The sequence below is a fragment of the Caldicellulosiruptor sp. DIB 104C genome (assembly GCF_028198085.1).
Classification (GTDB): Bacteria; Bacillota; Thermoanaerobacteria; order Caldicellulosiruptorales; family Caldicellulosiruptoraceae; genus Caldicellulosiruptor; species Caldicellulosiruptor saccharolyticus.
Genome location: NZ_CP116337.1, coordinates 1006509 through 1026910, shown reverse-complemented (window position 1 = coordinate 1026910; position 20402 = coordinate 1006509). Strand labels below are relative to the sequence as shown.

At 34.6% G+C, this 20402-nt stretch carries 24 protein-coding genes; all 24 read right to left on the bottom strand.

Features of this window, described 5'->3' with window-relative positions; genetic code table 11:
* Positions 1–15: 15 nt before the first annotated feature.
* The 24 genes from PGC14_RS05090 to mgsA all read right to left on the bottom strand — a co-directional run bounded on the left by PGC14_RS05090 (position 16) and on the right by mgsA (position 20394).
* A complete protein-coding gene (locus PGC14_RS05090) occupies positions 16–360 on the bottom strand; it encodes a histidine triad nucleotide-binding protein (protein ID WP_011917416.1) in 345 nt (114 codons plus the stop codon).
* 1 nt (position 361) lies between these two features.
* A complete protein-coding gene (alaS, locus tag PGC14_RS05085) occupies positions 362–3007 on the bottom strand; it encodes an alanine--tRNA ligase (protein WP_271629700.1) in 2646 nt (881 codons plus the stop codon).
* A gap of 105 nt (positions 3008–3112) precedes the next feature.
* Positions 3113–4168, bottom strand: a complete 1056-nt coding sequence (locus tag PGC14_RS05080; protein ID WP_039767749.1) for an AI-2E family transporter — start codon at positions 4166–4168, stop codon at positions 3113–3115.
* A 77-nt stretch (positions 4169–4245) separates the two neighbouring features.
* Positions 4246–4407, bottom strand: coding sequence for a hypothetical protein (locus PGC14_RS05075; protein ID WP_193353827.1), 162 nt, complete (start codon positions 4405–4407; stop codon positions 4246–4248).
* Positions 4408–4418: 11 nt separating this feature from the next.
* Positions 4419–4865, bottom strand: a complete 447-nt coding sequence (locus PGC14_RS05070) for a PRC-barrel domain-containing protein (RefSeq protein ID WP_011917412.1) — start codon at positions 4863–4865, stop codon at positions 4419–4421.
* A gap of 23 nt (positions 4866–4888) precedes the next feature.
* Positions 4889–6877 (bottom strand): 4-hydroxy-3-methylbut-2-enyl diphosphate reductase, encoded by a 1989-nt coding sequence (ispH, locus tag PGC14_RS05065; RefSeq protein WP_271629699.1) that lies wholly within the window; start codon positions 6875–6877, stop codon positions 4889–4891.
* Positions 6878–6883: 6 nt separating this feature from the next.
* Positions 6884–7483: a lysophospholipid acyltransferase family protein gene (locus tag PGC14_RS05060; protein WP_051109344.1), complete on the bottom strand. Its 600-nt coding sequence runs from the start codon at positions 7481–7483 to the stop codon at positions 6884–6886.
* A complete protein-coding gene (gene cmk, locus PGC14_RS05055; RefSeq protein ID WP_039767744.1) occupies positions 7473–8153 on the bottom strand; it encodes a (d)CMP kinase in 681 nt (226 codons plus the stop codon). Before cmk ends, PGC14_RS05060 begins: the two co-directional genes overlap by 11 nt.
* A 15-nt stretch (positions 8154–8168) precedes the next feature.
* Positions 8169–8522 (bottom strand): chorismate mutase, encoded by a 354-nt coding sequence (gene aroH, locus PGC14_RS05050; RefSeq protein ID WP_011917408.1) that lies wholly within the window; start codon positions 8520–8522, stop codon positions 8169–8171.
* Between the two features lie 26 nt (positions 8523–8548).
* Positions 8549–8968, bottom strand: a complete 420-nt coding sequence (locus tag PGC14_RS05045) for a HutP family protein (protein ID WP_039767742.1) — start codon at positions 8966–8968, stop codon at positions 8549–8551.
* Positions 8969–8994: 26 nt separating this feature from the next.
* Entirely contained in the window at positions 8995–9624 is a 630-nt protein-coding gene (locus PGC14_RS05040; RefSeq protein ID WP_039767740.1) for a histidine phosphatase family protein, read from the bottom strand.
* A gap of 10 nt (positions 9625–9634) precedes the next feature.
* Positions 9635–10495 (bottom strand): MurR/RpiR family transcriptional regulator, encoded by an 861-nt coding sequence (locus tag PGC14_RS05035; RefSeq protein WP_039767738.1) that lies wholly within the window; start codon positions 10493–10495, stop codon positions 9635–9637.
* A gap of 14 nt (positions 10496–10509) precedes the next feature.
* On the bottom strand, positions 10510–10674 hold the full coding sequence (locus tag PGC14_RS05030) for a DUF4264 family protein (protein ID WP_127351850.1): 165 nt from the start codon (positions 10672–10674) through the stop codon (positions 10510–10512).
* Positions 10675–10799: 125 nt separating this feature from the next.
* Positions 10800–12191 carry an oxaloacetate decarboxylase subunit alpha gene (locus tag PGC14_RS05025; RefSeq protein WP_271629698.1) on the bottom strand — a complete coding sequence of 464 codons (1392 nt, stop codon included), beginning with the start codon at positions 12189–12191 and terminating at the stop codon, positions 10800–10802.
* Positions 12192–12211: 20 nt separating this feature from the next.
* Positions 12212–12601: a biotin/lipoyl-containing protein gene (locus tag PGC14_RS05020; protein WP_011917402.1), complete on the bottom strand. Its 390-nt coding sequence runs from the start codon at positions 12599–12601 to the stop codon at positions 12212–12214.
* 7 nt (positions 12602–12608) lie between these two features.
* The gene (locus tag PGC14_RS05015) at positions 12609–12800 is read right to left on the bottom strand and encodes a hypothetical protein (protein WP_271629697.1); all 192 of its coding nucleotides are present in this window, start codon (positions 12798–12800) and stop codon (positions 12609–12611) included.
* Positions 12801–12839: 39 nt separating this feature from the next.
* Positions 12840–14384 (bottom strand): acyl-CoA carboxylase subunit beta, encoded by a 1545-nt coding sequence (locus PGC14_RS05010; protein WP_271629696.1) that lies wholly within the window; start codon positions 14382–14384, stop codon positions 12840–12842.
* A gap of 201 nt (positions 14385–14585) precedes the next feature.
* On the bottom strand, positions 14586–15440 hold the full coding sequence (speB, locus tag PGC14_RS05005) for an agmatinase (RefSeq protein WP_011917399.1): 855 nt from the start codon (positions 15438–15440) through the stop codon (positions 14586–14588).
* 11 nt (positions 15441–15451) lie between these two features.
* Positions 15452–16279: a polyamine aminopropyltransferase gene (speE, locus tag PGC14_RS05000; protein ID WP_041722845.1), complete on the bottom strand. Its 828-nt coding sequence runs from the start codon at positions 16277–16279 to the stop codon at positions 15452–15454.
* A gap of 84 nt (positions 16280–16363) precedes the next feature.
* Entirely contained in the window at positions 16364–16954 is a 591-nt protein-coding gene (locus PGC14_RS04995; RefSeq protein ID WP_271629695.1) for a hypothetical protein, read from the bottom strand.
* Between the two features lie 229 nt (positions 16955–17183).
* Complete coding sequence (locus tag PGC14_RS04990; protein ID WP_271629855.1) at positions 17184–17846, bottom strand: glycosyltransferase family 2 protein; 663 nt, start codon at positions 17844–17846, stop codon at positions 17184–17186.
* Positions 17847–17891: 45 nt separating this feature from the next.
* On the bottom strand, positions 17892–18848 hold the full coding sequence (locus PGC14_RS04985) for a copper transporter (protein ID WP_271629694.1): 957 nt from the start codon (positions 18846–18848) through the stop codon (positions 17892–17894).
* Between the two features lie 5 nt (positions 18849–18853).
* Positions 18854–19969, bottom strand: coding sequence for a putative cytokinetic ring protein SteA (gene steA, locus PGC14_RS04980; RefSeq protein ID WP_271629693.1), 1116 nt, complete (start codon positions 19967–19969; stop codon positions 18854–18856).
* Positions 19969–20394: a methylglyoxal synthase gene (mgsA, locus tag PGC14_RS04975; protein ID WP_039767716.1), complete on the bottom strand. Its 426-nt coding sequence runs from the start codon at positions 20392–20394 to the stop codon at positions 19969–19971. Before mgsA ends, steA begins: the two co-directional genes overlap by 1 nt.
* Between the last annotated feature and the right edge of the window lie 8 nt (positions 20395–20402).

The window sequence follows — 20402 nt, the reverse complement described above, 5'->3', positions numbered from 1 at the left end:
TAAAAAGTTTGTGAATTAACCTGCTGGCCATGAGAATTTTCGCCCACCAAGTAGGTGAAAGTGCAGATGATTAACCGTCTGACCGCCATCTTCACCACAATTGACAACAATTCTAAAGCCTTTTTCTTTTACCCCAAATCTGTCAGATAGTTCTTTTGCAACAACAAATATATGACCTATAAGCTCTTTGTGGCTATTGTCAAGGTGATTTAAACTTTCTATGTGCTGTTTCGGTACAACCAGAATATGAACAGGAGCTGTGGGGTTTATGTCTTTGAAAGCACAAACATGTTCATCTTCATAAACTATCTCAGAGGGTATTTGTTTGTTCACAATCTTACAAAAGATACACTCACCCATCTTAACTTCCTCCCTCAATAGAGCTTTTGATTAGCTCAATTGCTCTTTGAGCTGCTAAATCTAAATTCTCAATTTTGTTGCCTCCGCCCTGAGCAAAATCAGGTCTTCCTCCACCTTTGCCACCAAGCACCTCACAAACATCTTTTACTGTTTTGCCGCAGTCTATACCCTTTTTCACTGCCTCTTTTGAACATGCCATCAGCACAATAGCCTTTTTATCTTGTTTTATCAAGTTCAAAACTATTGCCTTTGAATCCCTTTCTCGAATTCTGTCGGTCAAAAGCCTTATATAATCTGTATCCTGTGTCTCCTTCTTGTTTATAATCAGTCTAAACTCGCCAATTTGCAAACCTTCATTGTAGAGTAATGATAGCTCATTATCTACAAGCAAAAGTTTGTGCTTTTCTAACTCTTTTTCAAGAGCAGTTATCCTTTCCTCAAGCTGGTTGATTTTTGCAACAATTTCACTGTCGCTGTTTGCTTTGAGTTTGTTTCTTATATCTTTTAGCACCTTTTGATTATTTAGCATGAACTCATACACTTTATTGCCTGTTATAGCCTCAATTCTTCTAACACCTGCAGCAACGCTTGACTCTGAAATTATCTTAAACATTCCTATTTGTCCTGTGTTGTCAACGTGAGTGCCTCCACACAGTTCCATACTGAAATCGCCTATTTTTATAACCCTGACTATATTAGAATACTTCTCATCAAATAGTGCAGTTGCCCCCATCTTTATTGCTGAATCTAAGTCAGTCTGAATCTTTTCAACAGGAATGGCTTGTTGAATGATGTCATTTACCATCTTTTCAATCTCAACTATCTGCTCCTCACTCAATGGTTCAAAGTGAGCAAAGTCAAACCTGAGTCTTTCTGGTTCAACAAGTGAGCCGCTTTGCGTTGCATGCTCGCCAAGTATTCTTCTTAAGCTGCTGTGTAAAAGGTGGGTTGCAGTGTGATTCTTCATTGTAGCAAGCCTCAAATTCTTATTGACCTTCGCAAATATATTGTTGTCAACTGCAATCTCGCCTTTTATTACCTTCGCTTTATGAAGAATTGTCCCTTTTGGTCCCTTTTTGACATCTAAAACCTCTGCCACTCCACCTTTGGTCTCTAACACACCTTTGTCTGCTACCTGTCCACCACTCTCTGCATAAAATGGAGTTTTGTCTAAAATAATGTAACAGGTGTCTCCTTCTTTTGCATATGAAACTTCATCATCATTTGAGAAAATCTTTAATACCCTGCTCTGTGTTTCTAAGGTGTCATATCCAACAAAGACTGTTTCAACTTCATTTTCGATAGTTATATTGATATCTTTCCAACCAATATTTTCAAGTTCTTTCTGGGCCATGCGTGCTCTTTCTTTTTGCTCTTGCATAAGTTTGTCAAAGCCTTCTTGGTCAACAATTATTCCTTTCTCTGCAGCTATCTCTCTTGTCAGGTCAAGTGGAAAGCCATATGTGTCGTATAATTTAAAAGCAATTTCGCCTTTTAACACATTTTCTTTGTTCTTTTTTAACCTGTCAATCTCGTTTTCGAGAAGCTCAAGTCCAATATCAATTGTCTGGTTGAACCTACTTTCTTCATTATAGAGTACCTTTTTGATGTACTCACCTTTTTGAATCAGTTCAGGATACGGATTTTTATAGGCCTCTATCACAGTATCAACAATTAAATGTAAAAACGTCTCTTTCTTGCCAAGCATTCTTCCATGTCGTGCTGCCCTTCTGATAAGTCTTCTCAAAACATAGCCTCTACCTTCATTAGAAGGTAAAATACCATCACCAATCATGAAAACGGTACCTCTGATGTGATCTGTAATGACTCTGATTGATACATCTTTTTCACTATCTTTGCCATATTCACAACCAGTGATTTCACATATCTTGTCACGAATAGCCTTTACTATATCAATGTCAAACAATGAATCAACACCTTGCATAATTGCAGCAATTCTCTCAAGTCCCATTCCAGTGTCTATGTTAGGATTCTTGAGCTTGTGATAGACACCATTTTCATCTTTGTCAAACTGTGTAAATACAAGATTCCAAAACTCAACATACCTATCACAATCACAACCAATTCCACATGTCTCCTTGCCACAGCCCTTGTCCACGCCCCTGTCAAAATATATCTCTGAACAGGGACCACACGGACCTGTTCCTATCTCCCAAAAATTGTCTTCCTTGCCCATTCTTTTAATTCTGCCCTCTTCAAGTCCAACTTCTTTGTGCCAAATCTCAAACGCTTCATCGTCCTCTTCGTATATTGTCACCCAAAGCCTCTCTTTTGGAAGCTTTAAAACCTCTGTTACAAACTCCCAAGCCCAGGTAATTGCTTCTTTCTTGAAATAATCTCCAAAGGAAAAGTTTCCAAGCATCTCGAAGAATGTAGCATGTCTCGCAGTTTTACCGACTCTGTCAATATCAGGTGTTCTTATGCATTTCTGACATGTAGTTATCCTTCTTCTTGGTGGTTCTTCAATACCTAAAAAATAAGGTTTGAGTGGTGCCATACCAGCATTTATTAAAAGAAGGCTCTTGTCGTTTTTTGGAATTAATGAAAAGCTTGGCAGTCTCAAATGTCCTTTTGACTCGAAAAATTGCAGAAATTTTTCTCTTATCTCATCGGTGCTCATGTACATGTTCAATCAGCCCTTCTATTTAAAATTTTGAAAGGTGTTTTGAATTTTATATTTTTTCAATACAATCAAAATTTTATTAAAGCTAAAAAGCAAAGTCAACAAAATTTATTTCTTATCTTCTGGATTTACTCTTCTGAGTATATTTATAAAAATTATCTTTATTACTGCAGCTAATGGTATAGCAAAGAACATAGAAATAAAGCCAAATAGTTTATTCGATATTATTAGCACAATTATAATAGTTAAAGGATGCAGACCTAATCTTGAACCAATTATTCTTGGCGAAATCAAAAAACTGTCTATCTGCTGAAGTACTATCAAGAATACAACTACAACTATGGCCTTTATGTAAGAGTCAGAAAGTGCAATTACCACTGCAGGTATACTGCTAAATATCGGTCCAAAATAAGGTATTAGATTGCCAATACCAGTAATTATACCCAGCAGAGCTGCATATCTGACAGACAAAATAGAAAATCCTAAAAAGCTTAAAATTCCGATTATTATGGCATCCAAAAGCTGGGCTCTTATATACTGGTGCAGCACTTTATTGATATCGTTGAAAATAGAAATGCCTTCTTTTCTGTATTTCTCAGGCAATATCCACTTAATCCATTTTACAATCTTTGACCAGTCTTTCAAGATATAAAATGAAATAATTGGTATTAAAAGATAGTACAGAATATTTGAATAAAGATTTTTGAGAATATTTAAAAGAGTAGTTAGTACCTGTTTTGAGATGGCTTCAAAGTTTATTGAATTTGATCTTAGAATTTCATCCAAGTCAATATTTAGTTTATTAGAAAGTTTTGAATCTACATCTTTGAACCACTTGTTAAATACACTTATATACTCAGGGATGTTCTGTGTGAGCTGTTTCATCTCTGTGATAAATAGCGGAATAAAATAGACAAATATCAAAATCGCTATGCTAAAGGTGAAAATAAATGAAAGCAATATTGAAATATCACGTGATTTTATTTTAACCTCTAAAAAGTCAACAACCGGTTTAAGTAAATACGACAAAAAAAGAGCAATTATAAATGGAAGCAAAATAGGCCAAAAAGTTTTGATATTAATAAAGAAGTATATGACAAATGCGATAAAAATCAAAAGTATAAAGTCACAAAAATACTTTTTTAAAAACTTGCTTATTATCAATTACAACACCTCAAAACAAAATATATTTGTTTTGTTTTATAAACAAGGTATATAAAAAAGGAGGGAAGAGCTCTTCCCTATCCCAAAAGCTTGCTAATCAGTGAAGTCAATTTTTTTGCAACCATTTTCTTGACAAGTATATTTTTCATGTTCTTTGAAGAAGACTTACTCAGAGCCATTCCAATCAGGGCACCGATGACACTACCTGTAATAACATGCTTTGCAGAAATTAATTTCAAATATTAACACCTCAGCTTAATATTTTGTTCTCTTTTAATATTATTTCCTCAGGACTCAATATTATTTTTTTATTTTTGATATAGCTCCAAATACTTTCCACAACCTCATAACCAGTTATTTTAAGACTTTCAGAGTCAAACAATATGTCATCTACTATTCCAATTAAATTACCCCCCTCACCAATAACCTCTTTTGAAAGTATCTCATCTGCTTTGACTAGATAAGATTGCTCTATATATAAAACAGACCTTGAAACAATTAAAAGTTCATTATTTACTGATTCAACATCATTTGCCAGAATGTAAATATTAGATGGTACTCTAAATATTGCATTTTTCTGTATTTGAAAACCATGAATATTGCTATCTAAAAAAAACATATTACAAATATTTCCCAAAAATCTCCCATCTACTAAAACTGCTGTTCTGCCCTTTAATCTCTTGAAAGAAACTTGCATTTTATTTTTAAATCTATCCTTATTTAGCTGTCTAACTTTATATTATTCACAATATCAGCGATAGTTATAACAAAATCTTCTTTGTGCTCAGCAATTTTTTCCTCCTCTTCATATAAATCCTTGAGAGAAAGACCTATTCTTCGCCTTTGCTCATCAATTTCAATTATCTTTGCTTTTATTTTATCTCCAACTTTGTATAAACTGTGCAGTCTTTGGTTATAACCAAGTGGAATATTAGACACATGCACAAACCCATCCAGTTCACAGTCTAAAATCCAAACAACAAGTCCAAATGAAAGTACCTTTGTTACCTCTACATCTACAAGCATGCCTAAATACAAGTTTTTTACCTTTTTTATCCATTCATCTTCTTGGGTCTTTTTTATACTTAAGTAAATCTGCTTTTTTTGTTTGTCTATATCAATTACCCTTACCTTAACCTGTTCTCCTACCTTAAACAATTTTTTTACATCCTCAATTCTTTTAGAATAACTAATCTCACTTGCTGGCACAAAACCACGTAAACCTTCAAAATTAACTACAATTCCTTTTTGTCTTATCTCGGCTATTACTCCATCATAGTCTTTATTAAAATCAAGACTTTCTATAGCCTGCTGTATTTTTTTCTCTTGAGCTTGTCGCAACAGAAATTTTCTACTCCCAAAAGCTATCTTTTTATCGGTATCAATATCAACAATTTCAACTTCAAAAACTTTTCCTATGATAGAAGATGACACCTCTTCTGCCCATTGGGAAATGGGAACAAACACATTAATTCCTCTGAACTCACCTACAATACTCCTTTCTCTAATCTGTTTTACAACAATCTTAATCGGCGTTTTGCTCTCAAACTTTGCCATAAGTTCATTAAATCCGTAAATACTGTCAGCTTTCAGTTTTGACAATACAACATTTCCTTCTTCATCAGACTCTTTAATGACCACAGCTTCAATTATTTCATTTTCTTTAAATATGTTTTTTAGGTTTACATTGGCATTTTTGAAAATCTCATTTTTATAGATTATCCCTTCTGCCTTATATCCAATATCAACAAGCAGGTAGTCTTGTTCAACCTTTATTATTTTTCCTTTTACTATCTCACCTCTTTTTATTTCTGCAAAACTTTTGTCAAGAAGCTTCGCAAAGTCTTGATTATCTATCTGGTTAAATCTCTTTTCAAGTATTTCTACTATTTCATTTATCTGCTCTTGTGAAGTAGAAGCTCCAGCTGTTATCCCAATCTTTTTTACCTTAGCAAAATCAATACCATCTAAATCTTGAGGTCTTTCTATAAAAAACGTTGGCTTAATGTCTTTAATTGCCTGATACAATTTGTTAGTATTAGAGCTCTTTTTATCTCCTATAACAAGCATCACGTCAACGTCGCGTGCAAGAACTTTTGCCTCTTCTTGTCGGGTTATAGTAGCTTTGCAAACTGTGTCAAATACCTTGTAGTCTGTATTGTTTTCAATGTACTCTTTTATTTCACACCACTTTGCATTGTCAAAGGTGGTCTGGCATACAACAACAGCATTTCTACCTAATTGGCTTATGGCGTCCTTGGCTTTTTCTAAACTATCTATAACTATGCACTTTCTGCCTTTTTCAACATGACCTATTATACCCTTGACTTCTGGATGATTTATATCGCCAACAACTATCACATCCAAGCCATTTTCAGAGTTTTCTCTTACAATCTCATGAATTTTCTTGACATATGGGCATGTAAAGTCATAGACCTTAGAGGCTCTCTTTTCAATCTCAGAAAACTCTTTCATTGAAACACCATGTGAACGAATAAATACAATGTCATCTTTTTCAATTTCATTTATATTTTCAATTACCTTGACATTCAATTCTTTAAGTTTTTCAATAACATAACTATTATGTATAAGCATACCATAGACCTTTACACTTTTGTCCTTGTTTGCTTTAACCCAAGCAATAACTCCATTTACTGCTCTTTCAACTCCAAAACAAAAACCTGCATTTTTTGCCACTTTAATAATCATCTTGACCTACTTCTCCTTTTTCTTATTGTTTGTTTTTAAAATAAGCTCTTTAATATTTTGCATAATCGTATCAACTATTTTCTGATTGTCCTCATCTGTATTTGTAAACTCAAGAGGTTTACCAATTCTAACCGTTATCTTGCCGAACAGTCTTACCTTGCCACAAATTGCAACTGGTAACACTTTTGCTCCAGTTGCTTTTATGACTGTGGCAACCCCTTTTTCTCCTCTTAAAACTATCTCACTTGTTCTATTTCTTTTACCTTCGGGGAATATTCCCAAGATGTTATTGCTCCTTATAACTTCTATTGCTTTTCTAATTGCACCAATATCACTCTTTCCTCTTTTGACAGGAAAAGCTCCAAACGCTCTTATAATGGGTGAAAGCCACCATATTTTAAAAAGTTCACTTTTTGCCATAAAATAAACCCGCTCATCAAATATCAGAATGATTAACACAGGATCAAGGTAACTTCTATGATTTGCACAAATAATATATGGAGCATTTGGAATATTTTCTCTGCCTTCAACCCTTATCAAGAAAATACATTTTAAAATACCATATGCCACCTTTCGAATAATATTGACAAGGAATTTATACTTCATTTCCTATCACCTTATAAAATAGCTCTAAAACCTTTTGTAAAACTTCTTCAATTGTCAGGTTAGTAGAGTCAATTACAATAGCATTTTCTGCAACCCTAAGCGGTGCAAGCTCTCGTGTCATATCATTAAGGTCTCTTTGCTTTATCTCATCAAGAAGTTGATAATAATCAACTTCATAGCCTTTTTCCTTTAATTCTAAAAATCTTCTCTTTGCTCTTTCCTCTGCTGTTGCTGTCAAGAATATCTTAAGCTCAGCATCAGGTAAAACATGTGTGCCAATGTCTCTTCCGTCCATTATCACGCCTTTTTGTTTTGCCAAATCCTGTTGAATTTTGACAAGCTTCTCTCTTACCTCTTTTATTTTGGATACATCAGAGGCATACATTGAAACAGTTGGCTGTCTTATTTTTTCTGTAACATCTTCTCCATCTAAAAACACAAGCTGATTTCCACCAATAATCTTAATTTGGATATCTGTGTTGTTCAAAACTTCAAGTATTTTCTCTATTTCATTTGATTTTATATTACTATTTAGAACCTTCAATCCTATCGCTCTGTACATTGCACCAGTGTCGATGTGAATGTATCCAAGTTTTTTAGCTAAAAGTTTCGAAATGGTACTCTTTCCAGCCCCAGCAGGACCATCAATGGCTATGTTGATTTTTTTCATCTACTTCCCCCTCTGTTAATTCAAATCTTCTCTCAAAGACCTTGCTCTTTTCAAATAAACATGTTTGGGTTTGATAACTGAATCTTTCTGGATAAGTACAAGGACTCTTATACACTTTTCAAGCGCACCTTCAATGTCAAGTTCTTGAGCGCATATCAATGGCACATCTGTAAAACCCATTAGTCTTGCTGCATATGCAGGAAATGTTGATTTTAAATCCTTTGTCATTGTAAATAAAATAAAAACAATATCATCTTTTTTGATCTGATTTTTTTCAATAATCTCATTTAAAAGCTCTTGTGTTGATTGAATTATATCCTCTTTCGAATCTGTATCAACCGTAGTTGCTCCTCTGATTGCAAAAACCAATTTTCTTTCCCCCTACAAAAGCTTTTTTATATAACCCTGTGACCAAGCCCAATAGCAACTTCGTTAAGATGTAAAAGCCCTATTCCAAAAAAAATTGCAACTGCAACATGCTCATTATACCTTGCAATGCCAATCTTTCCTCCCACGTTTAGACCTATTGCTTTTTGCATAATCTGAGATATTGCCTCCCTTGTTGCCCCAGCTACTGCCCCCTCTTCCTGATGCACTTCCGCTATTACCCCTTCTCTTTTAGCTGCAACAACCGCCCTTTCTATTATTTTCATCACCGATGTGATAAATTCTCCACCGAAGTCAACTGCCGCACATCTAATTCCAATTTTTCCGAAATCATCTTGAATCTTTTTTTCTTCTTGTCTGCTTTGGCTCAAGGCTATCAAAATAGCTGCTCTTGAAACCTCCCTGCTACCAAACTCCTTTTTGTCCATACTCTCTGTACCCCACTTTTTGAAAATTATATCATTGGATATCTTTGAATAGTTTGCAAATGAGACATATCATTTAAAAGACTAAGCATTCTTCTATTTTCCTTTATATCTACAATGCTCAAGCTGGCATTGCCAAACCAACATTTTCTATAAAAATCCAATGGTAACTCTAAAAGGTAAATAATAGAAAGTTTTATTATTCCTCCATGTGTAACTATGACAACGTTTTTATAGGGTTTATTCAAAATATCTTCAAAAAAGCTCTTTACTCTTTCCATAACGTTATATAAGCTACCTTCACCAGGAAAAGTAGCTTTTTCAGGGGCATCTTTCCATAATTTGTATTGGTCAGAATACCTTTCTTCAAGTTCTTCAAAATTCAAACCTTCCCACTCACCAAAGTTTATTTCGTTCAGTTTGTCTGTAAGTTTTAATGGTATATTCGGATGAAAACTTTTAATTTGGTTTGCTGTCATATACGCTCTTTTTAATGTGCTTGAGAAAATAATGTCAATCTTTTCACTCTTTAGGCGTTCAGCAACCTTTTTTGCCTGCTCAATCCCTGTTTGATTTAAATCTGTATCGATACAGCCTTGGACCATATTATACTTATTCCAATCTGTTTCACCATGTCTAACAAGATAGAACCTTTTCAAGCTTCATCACCTATTTTTCCTTTTCATATACCTGAAATTCATCCCAAATCTCTTCTAATTTTTCAAGTGTCTTTGCAACCTCATCCTTTTTCCTAAGTCCTGTTGCAACAATCAATGCATTGATTACACTCAAAGGTGCAACCAGTGAATCAGCAAATGAAACCATGTCACTTCTGCATATTAGAACGTAATCGCTATACTTGCAAAGTGGTGAAATTTTGCTGTCTGTAAGTGATACAATTCTTGCACCTTGCCTTTTTGCATACTGTAAAACCTTCAGTGTGCGTTTAGAATATCTTGGAAAACTGATACCTATAATGAGGTCATCACTTGTAATTCTGAAAACCTGTTCAAATATGTCGCTTATACCACTTGTTGTTATTACCTTTACATTATCTAAAATCATGTTTAAATAAAATCCTAAAAAATCAGCAAGCGCAGCTGAACTTCGAATTCCAATGATGTATATTCTTTTCGCACCCACAATCTCATCAACAACCCTATTGAATGTCTGCTCATCAATCTGCTCTAATGTTTGTTTAATCTTGTCCATGTCCGAAAGAAGGACACTTTTTAAAACCTCCTTCTCGTTTATCCTGCTTGCAGAAAGCTCTATCCTTTGCACTGATGTCAGTTTGCTTTTCATAAGTTCTTGCAATGCACGTTGAAACTCTGGATAGCCATCAAACCCCAATCTCTCAGCAAATCTGACAACAGTTGACTCACTCACACCTACACAGTTGCCGAGGGCAAGCGCTGTCATATAAGCAGCTTTTTCTCCATGCTCTAAAATAAACTGGGCAATCTTTTTCTGCCCTTTGCTAAATTCTGGCATAAGTTCAATAATCCTCGATTCTAAATCTTGACTCATCTCTGCATTTCTCCTTACGTTTGGTAAATACTGATGACAATCTTATTGTGGTTTTTTGAAAGTCCCACAATGATATTCTTGTCTTTGAGACTTTTGTTCATAAAATCTATTATCTTATAAAGTGGTGCATCTTCTTCAAACTCCATTGATGATATTAGTTCAAGTTTTTCATTTTCCATGGTTATTTTAGCCCTTCTTTCTTATTTGTTTTTGTCTTTGTTAATAATTATATCATAATGCCACTTTTGTTATAAGAGAATTTTAAAAAAGAAGAGGAAAGCACTTAAAAAGTTTGTGCTTTCCTCTATATAGGATAGACCTTGTTTTCTTGTACAAGCCCAAAGTCAATTTTGTACTTTTTTGCAGCTCTTAATTTAAAATAGTTTTCAGCGAGTTGCGGAAATAAACAATATGTGACAACATCTGTGTCATTTTCAATATACTCTTTTATTCTCTCTTTGGCATTTTCAAGTTCAGGCGGTAGCAAATCCGCTGGCCTTGTTTCAATTTCTTGCTCGTTCCCCAAAATCTTTTTCTTAACCTCTTCGTTAACCTTAGCAGGCGGTCGGCCATATTCACCTTTGAAATACGCTTTTGTCTCCTTTGTAACAAGTTTATATCTCTCGCCAGCTATGACATTTAAAACAGCTTGAGTTCCAACAATCTGGCTTGTTGGTGTAACAAGAGGAGGGAACCCAAAGTCTTCTCTGACCCGTGGCACCTCTTCTAAAACTTCATCAAGTTTGTCTTCATGCCCTTGTTCTTTTAGCTGAGATATAAGATTAGAAAGCATTCCACCAGGAATTTGATAATGCAAAGCATTTATGTCAACACTCAATACTTTTGGGTCAAGAAGTCCTTTTTTCAAATACTCTTCTCTGAGAGTTTTAAAATATTCACTTGCCTGATTAATTCTATCAAAGTTAAGTTCAGGGTCAAACTTTGTGCCTTTGAGAGCATATACAATTGTCTCAGTGGGTGGCTGAGACGTACCTAAGGCAAGGGGAGAAAGTGCTGTGTCTATACCATCCACCCCTGCTTCTATTGCTTTAAGATACGTCATTGAACCAAAACCTGTTGTGTAATGTGTATGAATGTGTAAAGGGATGTCAATCTCCTCTTTTAAAGCTTTCACAAGATTATACGCTTCAAACGGCGAAAGTAGTCCTGCCATATCCTTAATACAAAGCGAGTCTGCACCTAAACTTTCTATGTCTTTTGCAAGCCTTACATAATTTTCGATTGTATGATAGGGTGATATTGTGTATGAAATTGCAACCTGAGCGTGGGCGCCTTCACTTTTTGTTGTTTTCAAAGCTACTTCAATATTTCTAAGGTCGTTAAGAGCATCAAATATTCTAATAATGTCAATCCCATAGAATATAGCCTTTTTTACAAACTCAACTACAACATCATCAGGATAATGCCTATATCCTACAAGGTTCTGGCCTCTCAGAAGCATCTGCAGCTTTGTCTTTTTAAATGAAAGTTTTAATCTTTTTAACCTTTCCCAAGGGTCTTCATTGAAAAATCTCAAGCAAGCATCAAATGTAGCACCGCCCCAGCACTCAATTGAGTAATATCCAATCTCATCAAGTACAGGAGCAATCTCTAACATCTGGTCTGTTGTCATCCTGGTTGCAATAAGTGACTGGTGGGCATCTCTCAAAATTGTCTCTGTTATTTTAATTCCCATAACAATAAACCTCCGCAAAGTTAATCAATTTCAAATAACAAATCACCTTTCGAAACTTTTTGCCCTTCTTTGACATATATCTTTTTTATCCTACCTTCTGTTGTTGGCAATATTTCGTTTTCCATTTTCATAGCTTCAAGGACCAAAACGGGGTCTTTGAGAGAAACCACTTCACCTTCATTTTTAAGAATTTTTACAATTGTACCAGGGAGCTGAGCATGCACAGCATTTTTGTTCGAAGACAAATTATGGGTATTTTCTTGACTATGCTCTTTTTTTGGTACCTCAGCTGGTTTTTCCATCTGAAACTTGGGTCTTGAAAAGCTTAAGCTATCTTTTTGAGAATGTGTAATTTCTTCTACTTCAACTAAAAACTCTTGGTCATTTATCCTGACTTTAAATTTTCTCATATGTCCTTTACCTCCATTTAAACAACATTTGACTTTGTTCGAGCATCATCTGTCTTGAGATCTTTTTCCATTTATTTCCTTTCTTTGTTACATTAGTAATTCTAAAGTTGCCATCCTCTAAAATCACAGCAAGACATGCACAAATGCATGCAAGCTCTTCTCTTGTAACAGTAGCTGTGCCACTTCGCGAAATAGACATATACAAACACTCCTTTTTTTGTTATTCTAAATAGCTGTTTTAAAGTGGAATATTGCCATGTTTTTTAGGTGGTCTTGATTCTCTTTTTGTTACTGATATATTTAAAGCTTCAATTATCTTATTTCGAGTATACTTAGGTTCAATAACATCGTCAACATATCCTCTTGCAGCAGCAATGTAAGGGTTTGCAAATTTCTGTGTGTACTCTAAAATTCGTCTTCGTCTTTCCTCTTCAGGATTTGAAGCCGCTTGAATCTCTTTTCTGAAGATTATATTTGCAGCACCATCTGGACCCATAACAGCTATTTCAGCCGTTGGCCAAGCAAAAACAAAATCTGCTCCTATATGTTTACTGCTCATAGCTATATAAGCTCCACCATATGCTTTTCGTAAAATAACATTAATTTTAGGAACTGTTGCTTCTGAGTAAGCATACAAAACCTTTGCACCATGACGAATTATCCCATTGTGCTCTTGGTTAACACCTGGTAAAAAACCAGGTACATCCGTAAATGTCACAATTGGAATGTTAAATGCATCACAGAATCTAACAAATCTTGCTACCTTGTCTGATGAGTCATAATCTAAAACACCTGCATTTACTTTTGGCTGGTTTGCAACAATTCCAACACTAAAACCACCTATCCTACCAAAGCCCACAACTGCATTTTGAGCAAAATATGGTTGTACCTCTAAAAACTCTTCATTGTCAACAACTTTATATATAATGTCTTTCACATCATATGCCTTGTTTGGCTCATCAGGAATGAGATTTTCAAGCTCTGGTATCACTCTTTTCTCTGAATCTGAAGATATTACATATGGCGGGTCATCCATGTTATTTGAGGGTAAGAATGATAAAAGATATTTAATCATATCAAGTAATGTGTACTCATCTTCTGCTATAAAATGAGCAACACCACTTTTTGAATTGTGAGTAAAAGCACCTCCAAGCTCTTCAAAAGATATCTCTTCGCCTGTCACTGCTTTTATTACCTGAGGTCCTGTAACAAACATCTGGCTTGTCTTGTCAACCATAAAAATAAAGTCCATAATTGCAGGGGAGTATACAGCCCCACCTGCACAAGGGCCCATTATAGCAGCAATTTGGGGAATTACACCAGAAGCCATAGTATTTCTGAAAAATATCTCGCCATAGCCGGCCAGTGCATCTACCCCTTCTTGAATTCTTGCACCGCCAGAGTCGTTAATACCAATTACAGGACATCCATACTTCATAGCCAAATCTAAAACCTTACATATTTTCTTTGCATGCATCTCGCCAAGTGAACCGCCTATAGATGTAAAATCTTGTGCATATACAAATACCTTTCTGCCGTTTATGGTTCCATACCCTGTAACAACTCCATCTGATGGTACATATGTTTCTTTCATATCAAACTCCTGGCATCTATGTTCAACAAACATGTCAATTTCGCTAAAACTTCCTTGGTCGAGTAGATACTCAATCCTCTCTCTGCAGGTGAGTTTTTTGTTTTCGTGTTGTTTTTTTACTTTATCTTCTCCACCAAGCTTTAGTATCCTCTCGCGTCTTTGCCTGAGTTCTTTTAGCTTGTCTGTCATCAAAAATCCTCCTTGAAAATAGTTTATCATGTAGTATTAATATCTGGTATTAATATATTATACTAATTTCTATTTTATAACACAAAGAAACTTTTAGCAAGAAATTTTTGTATAAAAACGCAAAAAGGGCGTGACTAAATTTCTCATTTAAGGTGAGCAAATTTAGTCACACCCGTGTTCTGTTCACATTTTTTTATTTTCTCACTCGATTAAAAGGATAAGTTCTCTCACAATCTTTGCGGCAAGAAGAGATGTCCTGTCTGATATATCATAGTAAGGAGAAACTTCTACAACGTCAGCACCCACAATGTCGAGCTCTTTCATCTTCAAGATTATTTCCAAAAACTGCGATGAGGTCAACCCCCCTGGCTCAGGTGTTCCAGTACCAGGTGCAAATGCCGGATCAACAACATCTATATCAATTGACAAATAGACCTTTTTGTTTCTTAATTTTTTAATTATCTCAAAAAGTTTTTCTGTTTCGTAAACAAAAAATATATTACTGTTTTTTCTTGCAAATAATATCTCTTCCTCAGAGCCAGACCTTATGCCAAATTGGTATAGATTATTAAACCCAATAACCTCTCCTGCCCTTCTCATTACTGTCGCATGAGAAAACTTTTCACCCAGGTAGTCATCTCTCATATCAGCGTGAGCATCAAAGTGTAAAACAACAAGGTCACCATATATTTCTTTTGCTGCCTTTATTAGTGGAAAACTGATAAGATGCTCTCCACCCAAAAAAATAGGAGTTTTGTCATCACCAAATATTTTCCTTGCAAACTCATATATTATGTCAATGGATTTGCCCACATTTCCAAATGGAAGCTCTAAATCTCCCATATCACAAAAAGCTTTATTAAACAAATTCTTATCTTGGTATACTGAATACTCCTCAAGCCCAACTGAAACTTCTCTTATTTTGCTTGGTCCAAAACGCGAACCAGGCTTAAAACTCACAGTAAAATCCATGGGTATTCCAGCAAGTACAACCTTACTGTTTTCATAATCATTCGATGAGCACAGAAAAGAGTTCTTATAAAGATTAAAACTCATTCATTTCCCCTCTACTCAATGATTTTCTGAACAAATGTAGGCAATGCAAAAAGTGCCTTGTGAAGTTCAGGGTTGTAATATCTCGTATCAATTCTCTTTATCTTTGAGGTGTCAATCTCAAGCGGATCATATTTTTTAGAACCCATTGTAAAGCTCCAAAGTCCACTTGGATATGTTGGAATAAAACCAAGATACAGTCTTGTTATTGGAAAAATAGATTTTATTGAATGAAATACATTTCTAATTAAATCTTGGTCATAAAATGGAGACTCTGTTTGTGCAACAAAAAGTCCATCTTCTTTTAGACACTCATATACTGCTTGGTAAAAGTTGCTTTCAAATAATCCCACTGCTGGTCCAACAGGATCAGTTGAATCTACTATTATGACATCGAACATATTTTTGTTTTCAGAAACAAACTTTATTCCATCTGTGATTATAACCTCTGCCCTCTTGTCATCAAGTGCACAGCTTATCTCAGGAAGATATTTCTTGCTCGCTTCAATTACCTCTTGGTCAATCTCTATCAAATATGCTTTTTCAACCTCTTCATGTTTTAATATCTCTCTTATGACTCCACCATCCCCTCCACCAATAACTGCAACCTTTTTGGGATTAGGATGAGTAAACAATGGAACATGTGCTATCAACTCATGATAACAAAACTCATCAACAATTGTTGTCTGCACAGCCCCGTCCAAAACAAGCATTTTGCCAAATTGTTTTGTCTCAAGTATTGCTAAATCTTGATACTTTGTCTTTGCTGTGTATATGGTCTTAGTTATCTTACATGTAAACCCTAAATCCGGTGTTTGTTGCTCGGTAAACCACAATTCCATCTCAGCCAATTTTTATAACCTCCTCACCTTAAACTTTAAACAACAGTGAATATATTACAATATCCTTATTCAGAATTCAAGTTATTAATTTTTTCTTCCAAGTCCATCAATATACTTTAATATCTTATTTTTTTCAATGACCTCTGAAAATGAAATATACTCAGAAGCCAAATTTAAAGCTGCTACAACAAATAATGCTATCCATATCACAACATTGTTTACGCTTATATTATAAAGCTTGCTTATAATTACAAAAAATATATATCCTATCAAATTTGAGCCTGCATCGCCTAACATATACACTTCTTTTATATCACCAATAAAAATAGGCACCAATAAAATCAAAAGTGAAATGTAAAAAGGACTCCAATTAATAAAAAATCCAAAGAGTACTAAGAAAACAAACAGTGCCTTTATACACCTGCCAGGTCGCAAATCAAATAGATTAAACAGGTTCACAGAAAGCGATCCAAAGATTGTGTACAAAACTGCTTTAAACATATCCTCTGTAAGATATAAGATCCCTGTAAAAAGCACAAAAGGAATCACTATCATCTTTAAAAGTCCTGTTGAAAGTTCATGCTCTTTCAAAAGCCTTTTGATATGTCCTTTAAATCCTTTGCTTTTATTATCACCAAATATGTCATCAATAAAACCTACTGCTGAGATAGCCAAAAAGCTCAACCCAATAACTAAAAAATTTATTTTGGAGACATAACAGTATATGAAAAAGGTATAAAAAGTCAATACAAATCCTAAAACAATACCAATACCGCATGGAATTTTTTTACCTTTATAATTTTGTTTGAGTAACCTCTCTTTTTTCTTAAAATACACCACCGAAACATACAGAAACAAAATCTCAGTCAGAATTGACAATGCAAGTATATATGCATAAATTTTTTTACAACCTCCACCATTTAGAAATAAAAACTATAAATATATCCTTTAGCTGATGCAATTTATGTAAAAGATCTCGTACACTTTTCCCTTTTTCATCATGAGTAAAGTCAAATGGAACTTCTACCATCTCATAACCTTTTTTCAGAAAATCTATCAAAGTTGAAACTTCTACACCATATCTTTTAGGAATATACTTTATTTCATCAATTGCAGAAAATGGGATTATTCTCTGACCACTCAAAGAATATTCAACAGTTCTGCCAGTATAAAACTTGACAACAAACTTTGCGAATGCCTTTACAACTCCAAAACCTCTCTTTTTTACATTTATAGGATAACCAATAACAATCTTATTTCCATTGAGAAATACATTTTTTAAAAACTTCTCCACACTCTTTTTATCAACTTTCAAATCACTATCCAAAAGAACTACCTTGTCACATTTTTCATTTTTGAGATAGTCAAAAGCTGTCTTCAAAGCTGCACCTTTCCCCTTGTTTTTCCCATGCCTCAATAAAATACACTTCTCATTTGAAACGTTTATCTTTTCTTTTGAACCATCATCAATTACAATTACCCTATCTACAAAAGAAAAACTACCTACCATTTCAATTAATTCATAAAAAGATCTAGGCGGATTGTAGGTTGGTATTACAACAGCCACTTTCAAGACTTTTTTCTTCCTCTCTTAGATTTTAAGTAAAAATCTCTATTGAGTTGGCAATGTAGCATTTTGATATTTCTCAAGCTCAACAAGCAAACTTGCCCTTCGTTTTTCTAAAGCCTTCTTTGCATCTTCAACATTTATAAAATTGGTAGGTAATATAGAAGTTGCCTCCTTTTTTGTACCATAATTACCACTATTCCCTCTGATTAGCTCAATTAAAGAAACCCTGCCACTTACCTCATCCACGTTGTCAACCGTGCTAAGCCCCATACTTTTATAGTATTCACAATAATTTATCTCGCTGTATGACTGCTGAAGTCCTATTACATTTAAACTGTCTATATCATTTAAAAATTCGACTATCTTTCTATCAAGTTTATTAAAATTATTGTTTTGAGCTGTGTTGCCCCCAGCTAAAATGATGGTATCTGATATTCCTGACAAAAGCCTGTTCTCTTCTATATATCTCTTTTCAACAAGTTTTTTTACCAAATCACTCTTTATATCAAAGACAGAATATATAGCAATATCTTTTATGGCATCATCAGGGAATTTATAATCGCTGAAATCAACTGACAATTCCTTCTCGGTGTTTTCAATATTTAAAAATGAACTTTTGATTTTTATGACCTTGTTTATTTTAATTCCATTTTTTCTCAAAAAATCTATCAAATCATTATAAGAATAATCTGTAGATGTAATTATCAAGCTCACAGCTGACTCAGTCTTTCCTATTTTAAGATAAGCACTCACAAGTGCGTTATTTATCTTATCCTTCTGTGCAATTTGGTTTTTGTACTCATCAATCTCTTTGCTAAGTCTGTCATTTTCTTTTTTTAAAGCCACAAGATTTTTATCTATTATATTCAGCTGCTGCTGAAACTGTTTTTGAACAAATTTTTCACTGTTCAAGGAAAAACCAATTACAATCCCAATACCCAAGGCAAGAAAGATAGAAGCAATAGTTATTATAAAGTATTTTACTCCTATTCCATTCATTGGTCTTACCTCAAGATTACTCTTAGTTTTAACTGAATCAAATAAAAGAAATACTGAAAAGGAGGAGTTACCATTAAAATTGCCAATATTGGAATTAAAGCAGAAAGTATCAAAACTCCTATATACTTTAAACTCACTTTTTCCGTGTAGAGTTTCGACACACCTCGTGCATCGACAAGCTTTGAACCAATTTTGAGCCTAACCAAAAAGGTACTGGACATACCTTTCCTTCCCTTTTCTAAAAAGTCAAGCATGCTGCTATGTGAACCAACTGAGACTATCAGCTCAGCACCTTTTTCATACGCCAAAAGTAAAGCTACATCTTCACTTGTTCCAGGACATGCAACAACCTTTGCTTGAAGCCCTAAGGACTCAATGCGCTTTAATCCTGGTGCGTATCCGTTTGGATATGAGTGGACAACAATCTCATCGCACATAAATAGACTCTCTTCTGAAACGCTATCCATATCTCCAATTATTATATGAGGTTTAATTTTCTCTTGCAGCAACGCATCTGCAGCACCATCCACTGCTATTATTACAGGTTTTACCTCTATAATATAGTTTTTTATGGCTTTTATATCTTTTTTAAAGCTACTACCACGCGTAACAACGAGAACATGTCTTCCAGCAATCTTGGTCTTGAGCTCAGGCATTTCAAACTGTCCTAATATGAATCCTTTTTCCCTTTTTGCATATTCAAAAGTATTTTCTATAAAATCTTCTAATAGATTTTCCATTTCTTTGAAACTCTTTTGGTAAAAATATTCAAATTCATCTTTTTTCAAGTATTTCGCCATACACAAATACTTACCATTTAGATATATCTTATCTTCTTTAATTTCCAAAAGATCGCCTTCCTTAATTTGGTTAAATATATCTTCACCTAAATCGTCAATAATTGTCACACCATTAGAAAGAAGAATCCTTGCTCCAAGGGCAGGAAATCTTCCTGTAAAGGATTTAGCACAGTTTACTATAATCTTTACTTTCTTTTCTAAAAGCGAATAAGCAGCAACCTCATCAATGTCTTCATGTAATATTACTGGTATATCATCTGGTTTGAGGCGCTTAACTAAATTTTTTGTCTTTCTGTCAATCTTAACCTTTCCTTTTACCATTATTTATCACTCTTATTTTTTTGAAGTTGGGGATTAACAATCTCACGCCATGACAAGTCTCCCCTGTCAAGTGCTTTTATCAAAAGTTCTGCTGTTGCTATATTTGTTGCAAGTGGAATGTTGTGAACGTCGCAAAGTCTCAAAAGAGCATTCACATCTGGCTCATGAGGCTGTGCTGTCAGAGGATCTCTTAAAAATATCACCATGTCTATCTGGTTGTACGCAATCAAAGAGCCTATTTGCTGGTCACCACCAAGCGGCCCTGGTAAAAATCTGTGGACCTCAAGTCCAGTTGCTTCTTGAATTAGCCTTCCAGTTGTACCTGTTGCGTATAAAGTGTGTTTCGAAAGTATGAATTTATACGCTATAGCAAACTGAACCATGAGTTCTTTCTTTTTGTCATGCGCAATAAGTGCTATATTCATCTTCTTCA